At 62.1% G+C, this 8,099-nt stretch carries 8 protein-coding genes; 4 read left to right on the top strand and 4 right to left on the bottom strand.

The window, feature by feature from the left end:
- Positions 1-231: 231 nt before the first annotated feature.
- The 4 genes from AC5ZG1_RS42835 to AC5ZG1_RS42820 form a co-directional block, all read right to left on the bottom strand.
- Positions 232-366 (bottom strand): hypothetical protein, encoded by a 135-nt coding sequence (locus tag AC5ZG1_RS42835; RefSeq protein ID WP_496136416.1) that lies wholly within the window; start codon positions 364-366, stop codon positions 232-234.
- A 10-nt stretch (positions 367-376) separates the two neighbouring features.
- On the bottom strand, positions 377-943 hold the full coding sequence (locus AC5ZG1_RS42830; RefSeq protein ID WP_496136415.1) for a carbohydrate porin: 567 nt from the start codon (positions 941-943) through the stop codon (positions 377-379).
- A gap of 149 nt (positions 944-1,092) precedes the next feature.
- A complete protein-coding gene (locus AC5ZG1_RS42825) occupies positions 1,093-2,322 on the bottom strand; it encodes a cupin domain-containing protein (RefSeq protein WP_496136414.1) in 1,230 nt (409 codons plus the stop codon).
- Positions 2,323-3,136: 814 nt separating this feature from the next.
- Positions 3,137-4,075: a helix-turn-helix domain-containing protein gene (locus AC5ZG1_RS42820; RefSeq protein WP_496136413.1), complete on the bottom strand. Its 939-nt coding sequence runs from the start codon at positions 4,073-4,075 to the stop codon at positions 3,137-3,139.
- Positions 4,076-5,059: 984 nt separating this feature from the next.
- On the opposite strand from AC5ZG1_RS42820, the gene AC5ZG1_RS42815 reads away from it, so the two are divergent.
- The 4 genes from AC5ZG1_RS42815 to AC5ZG1_RS42800 form a co-directional block, all read left to right on the top strand.
- Positions 5,060-5,557 carry a DUF302 domain-containing protein gene (locus AC5ZG1_RS42815; RefSeq protein ID WP_496136412.1) on the top strand — a complete coding sequence of 166 codons (498 nt, stop codon included), beginning with the start codon at positions 5,060-5,062 and terminating at the stop codon, positions 5,555-5,557.
- Positions 5,547-6,950, top strand: coding sequence for an FAD-binding oxidoreductase (locus AC5ZG1_RS42810; protein WP_496136411.1), 1,404 nt, complete (start codon positions 5,547-5,549; stop codon positions 6,948-6,950). The genes AC5ZG1_RS42815 and AC5ZG1_RS42810 overlap by 11 nt, the downstream gene beginning before the upstream one ends.
- A gap of 37 nt (positions 6,951-6,987) precedes the next feature.
- Positions 6,988-7,407, top strand: a complete 420-nt coding sequence (locus tag AC5ZG1_RS42805) for a hypothetical protein (protein WP_496136410.1) — start codon at positions 6,988-6,990, stop codon at positions 7,405-7,407.
- 47 nt (positions 7,408-7,454) lie between these two features.
- Positions 7,455-8,099: PDC sensor domain-containing protein (locus tag AC5ZG1_RS42800; RefSeq protein WP_496136409.1), on the top strand; the 645-nt coding region annotated here is incomplete at its 3' end.

Genomic DNA, 8,099 nt, shown 5'->3' with positions numbered 1-8,099 from the left:
TTTGGTTCCCGGCTTACCGGTCGCGCCACGCGGCGGCGTTACGCGCTTCGTGCAGTCAAGCAACGGCGTCACCAAGCCTCATTCCGCATGGCTGTCATAACGACCTACAGACCGACATTAGGCGGCCCGGGATAGCGAGCGCCTCTTCTGGCAGAGATATCGCGTAATCTCGGGCAAGATCGCATTCAGTATCCTGTCCGGGCCCGCAGCCCTTGCAGCCATCTCGACGCCCTAGTCCATGTGGTCGAGCTCAGCAATCGAGTGCGCGTCCGGATTGATGCTTAGCATGCAGCCGATCTCGAGGGCCGCCTGGTGGCAGCGCCAGTCCAGCTCGAGCCGCCACGGGTGAGCATCCAGTTCACGCAACTGAAGCTTCCTAGAATTTCAACGTCGTGCGCAGGCCGAAGACCGCCGCGTTCTTGAGCGCTCGGCCCGACATTGGACCGGTCGGGTCCGTCGCTCCGCCGCCCGGCCGGATGATGTATTGGAAATTGGGCTGGAGGGTCCAGCCGTCCCGCAGCTGATACTGATACACCGCCGTGAGGAGTCCTTCGGAGCTGCGCACCAGCCACGCCGGGCCGGCGAGTGCGCGATAATCAAAGTCGAGCGCCTGGGCTCGCTTCGAGGCGTGCGCGTAGCCCGCCGCGATCCCGAACTTGTCGTCCGGCCGTTTGTCGCTGAGGCCGATGAATTCGAGGCCGGCGTCGGCGTACAGATCGATCAGATTGCGGTCGGCCGGAGCGCCGGAGATACGAGCGAATACGCCGATCCCACGATCATCGCTTTTGGGCACGCGATAAAGCTGCTGCTCGAAGACCGCCCAGCCGCCGATGTCGCCCACCAGCATGAGTGGAGTGCCGCTGCTGGTCGGCGCCGCAAGCGAAACGCCGTTGCTGGCGAGTTGAAGGTCGGAGAAATTCGGCCCCTTACCCCCTGCTTGCATGCCCGGTTTCGCGAGCAGGGGGCTGAGGCTTTGCCGCTGAGGCGAACCACACAGCCTCTGTCCACCGCAAGCTTGGCGGCGGGTCCCGCCAGCCCCGGTTCACCGTCGGCGGCCGATGAGTGCGCCGCGACGCACTCCGGCGTAGACCGTTATTCGGGCACGACCAGAGCCTTGGCCTTGCGCAGCCCATTCATCACTTGTGGATCCAGGTTCAGATGCGCCTGCACCAGTTCGGGCGGCGTGGCTGCCATCCAGGTGTCTAGAGAAAAGTCGACAAAGCGGTCGCTCTTGAACGTCTCGAGAAATCGCAGCGTGTTCGGTCCCGTGTTCTCGAGGTAGTGCCCCATCGCCACCGGCACGTACCCGACATCGCCGGCCTGCAGATCGAACGTTCGGGCCTGCCCCTGGCCGGCGAACACGCCCATGCGCGTCTGCCCCTCGATGACGTAGAGCCACTCGTCGCCATTGGGGTGCCAATGCACCTCGCGCAGTCCGCCCGGCTCGACTTCGACGAGCGCCGCGGCGGTCGTGGTGCTGATCGGGAACAGACGGGAATCGGTGATCCGCACCGATCCGCTTCTGGTCTTGATCGGCACCTGCTCCATCATCCGCCACGTGTAGTTCGTCTCCGCCGCCTGTGCGCCAGGTATGGCTTCGGAGCCGAGCGGCCCCGGTATCGGCGCGGCAAAAATATAGCGTTCGCTTTCCTCGGGGGTGTGGCCGAACAGCGCGGCAGGCACGCCGAAATTCTTGCCCAGCACCTCGGGCGGCACGCGCCGGAACCAGTCGTTGAGCAGGAAAGTGTTGTCCTCGTCGAAGTCGCCGTCGTCGAACACGAGAAGGAATTCGCAGCCGTCGGGACCGAGGCCCTGGATCGAGTGCGGGGTCCCGCCCGGGAAGAACCAGAGATCGCCGACACCGACGTCGTCGACGAAATAGCGCCCCTCGGAATCGACGGCCGTCACGCGCGCCTTGCCATACAGCATGTAGGCCCATTCCGACGCCTTGTGCCAATGCAGCTCGCGCACGCCGCCGGCGTTCAGACGCATGTTCACGCCGGCGATGGAGGTCGCAACCCCGAGCTCGCGCCGCGTGACCTGGCGGGTCCAGCCGCCCGGCTCGAGCCGCACATGCGCATCGGAAAACGAGAAGCGCAGGTTCGGCAACGTGCCATGATCGGTCGATGGCGGAACCAACAGATCCGGGTTCTGCTGATCCCGCATCAGATTGCGCGGGCCGGGATCGGTGCCGCCGTGACCAAGCCGCTGTGGCTGTGGAGTAGCGGCGCCTCCGGTTTGCGCATGCGCGAGACCCGCAGTCGTAAGAAGACCACCGGCGGCGGTTGCCGCCAATAGATGCCGACGGGAAATGGAATCCATCTTGGTTCTCCTATGATTCGAGACTGCTGCTGCGCACGACGCGGTGCTTGACTTCTCCGTGCGTCGTCCGACGGAAGCGGTTAAAACTATCAATCCAGTAGGCACTCCAACCGCGAACGAGGAGTTGGGAGCACCCTGCTTTCTCCGCAAGCGTTAGCCAGCGCCGATATTTCTCGTTAGCACGATTTCGAGCAGTTTCCGGCAGGGCGCACTAACATTAGCCTTGGCAGCCTCGATACCAATGAACTGAAGTTCGCCGCTGATTGACCGCTCACGCCGACGCTCTGCCGCGGTCAACCGGCGGATGCTGAAGCGGTCGGCAACTGGCTGCTCCGCGCCTAGGACAATTAACTTTCGGCGAGACCGTGTAGCTTGCTTCGTTCAGCGCCAGCTGTTCTGCCGCACGTCCTTGGCCCGACTGCCGAAGTCCTGCAACATGAATGCAACAACCTCGAAGGGCTGCGCATAGAAACCGTTGCAGAAGCCACGATCGTTTCGGCCAAGAAGTCGGCGCCCAAGTCGAAAAGCTGATAGCGCGTCAGGGCGCAACCAGCGGCGTTAACTGCCCGGGCACGCCGCCGCCCAGGTTCTCGCCGTAGCACTCACGGCAGTCCTGATATGTCGGGATGTACTCGCCAGACTGAGAGGCCGCCCCTTGATGCTGCGCACGAAAAAGCGGACTGAGCAGAATGGAGTCTGTGACGGTCCACGCTGACGACACATCTCGCGACGCGGCCGTCGCCAGCTGCCTGACAGGCTACCGCGCGGCCGGCGTCGTGGGTCTAACGCGCCGTTGCGGCCGTTACGCCACGCACTAGGTTGGCGTCGTTCCCTGTAGGTGAACGCTGGGTGCGTGACCGAACCGTTGGCGGAACGCACGGGCGAAATTGTTGTAATCGCGATACCCGCAAGCGTAGGCTATCTCGCTCAGACTCTGGCCCGACTTCATCGATGCCCGACGATTAATACTGCGCGCAGCTTGATCCAGGCGCACTGATTGAATGAAGCCGCTGCAGCTACAACCGCGGTTCGTGAACAGTTTCTGGAGGTAACGTAGCGAAATACCGACCTCGGCCGCAATCTTAGATGGACCGAAATCCGGGTCGGCAAAGCGATCTTTGACGACAAAGCAGATGCGCCTGAACAATCGATCCGAATGAAGGGACCTCGGTGCTGGATCTTCCGGCGCTAATAGCGCTCCGAGCAGATCAAAAACCGCCAATTGCATATAGTTGCCAGCCGACATAGGCGTAGACACCTCTTCGTTGACGGCGTCCAGAACGAGTTGGAATAGCAGGCGTGATGCAGGCGTTCCAGAGTAGCCAGTAAGGCCGCCGCGCGGCTCGAATCCAACGCCACGAATCAGACGCTGGCGAGGCAACTGCAGTGTGATCCACTGTTCGTGGCCATCATTAAGATACGTCACTGGACGGGCACAATTTACGAACGCGACATCTCCCACCCCCAGTGCTAAGGCCTGATCATCTTGAATGATGGTTGATTGTCCAGCGACCTGAAATACGGCAAAGCAGTGATCAAGGCCGTCAAGGCGAACATCCCTTTGTGTCCGTTCGCAACGGCATTTATTGTTCCTAATCTCCGACGCATTAAGTCCGAAGATGTCCCGGCGGCGAACCCGGCCGGCAAAGGCTTTAGGGTTGTCTATCGTGTGCAGCCCACAAATCGGGCGCAATAGATCCCTCCACTGTTCGTAATTCAACTCGGGCGTCTGCAGAAGGTCAGCACTGCGCATCAGAAGGTCAGTCCGCATTGTCACCGAGATCCCTTAAGGCTGTGGTTTGAAGCTCCTAAAAGAGGGCTCCGATCCGACTCTTCAACGGCACGCGCAATCAAATGTTGGAGAAGCGCGCGATCGTGACAGCCGGCGGTGATGAGCTGAGCAGCGCTGAGACGATCGGGCCGCCAGCTTAAAGATGAAGGCCCAGGTCCCAGGTAAATGAAGCCACGCCGAGAGGCCGATCAGCACCGCAACCAGGAACGCGAACCCTGGCTAGCGGGTTGTGAGGCGCCGGCAACAGGTTAGTTGTCAGCGCGTACTTATTCGTTGATCTCCCGGCAGAGCCGGACAAAATGCTCCGCGTCCAACATTCCTGCTACGTCCGGTTCTCACCTGGTATGTTTGGTTCTGGGATGACTTGGTGATTCCTTCAGATTCCTTTACCACCCTGCTCTTCACCCTGTTCTTCCACAAACCCGCCGATAGCGGATCACCGCGGCTTACGCGGTCTTGTCCGCGGCGACCTTCACCTCGACGAGATCGACGGAGGATCACGCTCTCGCCCTGCTTGCCCCCGAGACCTCGACCTCGCCGCCGAGATCGCGGGCCACAGCGATCTTGCGCGGGCGAGCGACACCATTCTGCACCGGTGACATGCATGCCGCTGGGATACTCGGTCAATCGTCGAATTCGTCAGGCGACGCCGGTGCGTGACGCGAGACACGAAAGGGCGCGTTAGACCCACGACGCAGCCCCGCGCGGCGGCCTATGGCTTACGACGGCAAGCTGGATCGAGAGAGCCTTGTCAAAATCAAGATGCTAATCGCGATGGCTTCGTGCCAGATCCGGAGTTCGATCCAGCAAAACTGTTCAGGAAAGAAGAGATGCGAATCGCAAAAGCGTTCATCGTCGCCTTGAACGCGCTTACCCTCGGAAGAGCATGCCATGTCTGAAGATGGATTGATCGCGACGCGTAGCAACTTCGGACCGGAATAGACCATGAAGCCGTTCGAAGTTGAGGTCCGCGCCAAGGGCATGACGGTGATTGCCCATATCGATCCCGCCGCGGGCGCCGCTGCGCCGCCAGATCTTTTGATCTTCGGGGCCAAGCGTGGAACACCGCTGATGCAATCGGTACTGACGATCGGCATCGACCTGCCGCAAAAGGCGCTGGTCTGCCAAGACGAGGCCGGCACGACCTTTCCGACAACGATCCCCGGTATCTCACGCATCGCGCGAACTCGGCGACTCCGCCAAGTGTGTCGTCGAAGCGACATCAGGCGCGCTGAACGAGTTGGCAGCCAAGGCGACGAACAGCTGGTTGAGGTGGGGTCAAACGTGAGGCGCGTCTGGTTTCGGAACCGCACTAATTCAGGCCCCGCCCACCATGGCCGTAATCACGAACGGCGGAGGAGAACTACAGAGGCTTTTCGGACCGTTCAGGCGTCTTGGCTTGGTTATGACACTAGAAACAGGGATGTATGTCATGGCTTTTAACGATGCGTCGCTGCCGCCGGTATTGCCGGAAGATGCCGCGCCCCTGCTGGCCACGGTCGCGGGTTCGGTTCTACTGCCGGGCGAGGCGGGATACGACGACGAACGCACCGTCTGGAATCTGAATCACGAGCTGGTTCCTGCGGTGATCGTGGTGCCGGAGAGCGCGCGCGATGTCCAGGCCGCCGTTGCTTTCGCGGCGGGGCAGCACCGGCCGCTCCTGGTGAAGACAACCGGTCACCAGATTGTCGGCCAGGCGCGCGGCGCCGTCCTCATCGCGACTCATCGAATGAACGACATAACGATCGACGTGGCCGGCCGCACGGCTCGGGTCGGCGCCGGAGCGCTGTGGTCGGAGGTCATCGCGAAGGCGGCCAAAGCCGGGCTGGCCCCGCTGAACGGGTCAAACCCCACCGTGGGAGTCTCCGGTTACACCCTAGGCGGCGGCCTCAGCCCGACCCTCGGCCGCTCACACGGCTACGCCGCCGACCACGTGCGCTCGCTTGACGCGGTCACCGCGGACGGCGACCTGCGGCTCGTCGATCCCGAGTCCGAGCCCGACCTGTTCTGGGCGCTGCGCGGCGGCAAGGGCAACTTCGCAGTGGTCACCGCCCTGGAATTGGAGCTGTTCCCGGTGTCCCGCCTCTACGGCGGCGGCATCTTCTTCCCTGGCGAGCGCACGGCCGACGTGCTGCGAGCCTGGACCGACTGGCACCCGAGCACCCCGGAGACCATGGTCACGTCGATTGCCGTGATGCGGATGCCATCGGTGCCAGGAGTGCCCGAGCCTGTACGCGGGAAGTTTCTGGTGTCGGTGCGGATCGCCTACAACGGCACGACCGCGGACGGCGAGCGGATGATAGCGCCGCTGCGGGCGGTAGCTCCGGCAGTCCTGGACACCGTGCGGGACATGCCGTACAGCGAGGTCGCGTCGATCCACAGCGAGCCGACCGACCCGCTGCCCTACTACGAACGGGGCATCATGCTGCGAGAGTTTCCGGCGCAGGCGCAGGACAAACTGATCGAACTGGTTGGTCCGGATTCCGAGACCGCCCTGGTGATCGCCGAGCTTCGTGCCCTGGGCGGGGCGTGGGACCGGGAGCCGGCGGTGCCCAACGCCGTACCTACAAGGGGCCTGCCGTACAGCCTGCTCGGCGTCTCGGTCGGTCCGCTGTCGCAGGAGCAGCAACTCAAGAGGTCGGTCGCCGAGCTGCTCGACGGCATGAAGCCCTGGCAGGGCGACCGGCGTTTCGTGAACAATCTCGCGCCGGATGAGGCGGCCGACGGCGCAGCGATTTACGGGCCGCAGCGCTACGCGCGCTTGGCGTCCATCAAGAAGACCTACGACCCGGCCAACATGTTCCGGCTCAACCACAATGTGATACCGGCCACCTGATTGGACAAAGCCGCCCGCCATCACGCGAGTGGTCGGCTTGGTCACCGAGTCGTTGAAAAACGAAAAGGCAGGCGCGGCGTTTGATGGTGACTGTACTGATGGCGTTTCGCGACGACACCGCCTTGCAGATGGCGAAACCGCGAACTTGCCGAACGGCTCCCCGCCATCATTCGACGATTGCCACACACGGATCTCAAAAGCGGTATTTCCGGCAAGGTCACGGACGCTATCAGCGACCTCGAATACAACAATGCGCAGCCACGCCAATGGCCTTCATGACATCCGAAGAGCTGGACGCGCTTACGAAGTGTCCAAGCGCGGCATCACGGCTTTTGTCGGCAACGAGATCCGGCAATTGATCGATGATTGCAGTCCGGAGAACGCTTCACACAATGACGCTCGTCGGTGGACTGGCACGGTCGGTCTCGTGCGGCTGATTGTGAGTGGGAAATCCTAGCAATGGGCAGCCTGTTATCACGCCTGTTCGCGCTGGTAGCTGCGGCGATGCTGCCGGCAATCGCGATACAGGCGTACAACGAAATCGACCTGCGTCGCACGCGCCAAGTTGAAGTACAGGACGAAGTACTCGGGCTCGCCAAGCTCGCCGCCGCTGAGCAGCAGCAGATCGTCCAGGGAGTTCACCAGGCTTTGATTGCGCTCTCGGAGGTTCCGGCGATCAAGGCGAAGGACGTCCAGGAATGCGATGCCTACCTGTCCCGGATCAAGCGACAATATCCGGAGTTCATCGTCTTTATAGTGGTCGACATGAATGGCGACGCCTTCTGCGACTCAGCCAGAGAGCATAAGCCGGCTACCGCAGCTGGACGTGCCTACTTTGCCAGCGTCGTGAAAACCGGAAAATTCACAGTCGGAGAGTTCGCAGTCGGCCGAACGACCGGTCGCAGCGTCCTCCAGTTTGCGCTGCCATTCTACGACGACGAAGATCGCATGGGCGGCGTCGTTATAGCGGCCCTCAGCCTCGACTGGCTCGCCGACTACATCGCGAAAAAGGGCGTTCCGGAGGGAGCCGCGCTCGCCATCACCGACCGCAACGGCATCTGTCTCGCTCGCTATCCTGACAATGCCCTGTTCGTCGGCAAGAAGCTGCCTGCCGGCAAAGATCCGACGCTCTCCAACGGGACTGTAGCT

The organism is Bradyrhizobium sp. Leo78 (assembly GCF_059512425.1).
This window is presented reverse-complemented; position numbering and strand designations above follow the sequence as displayed.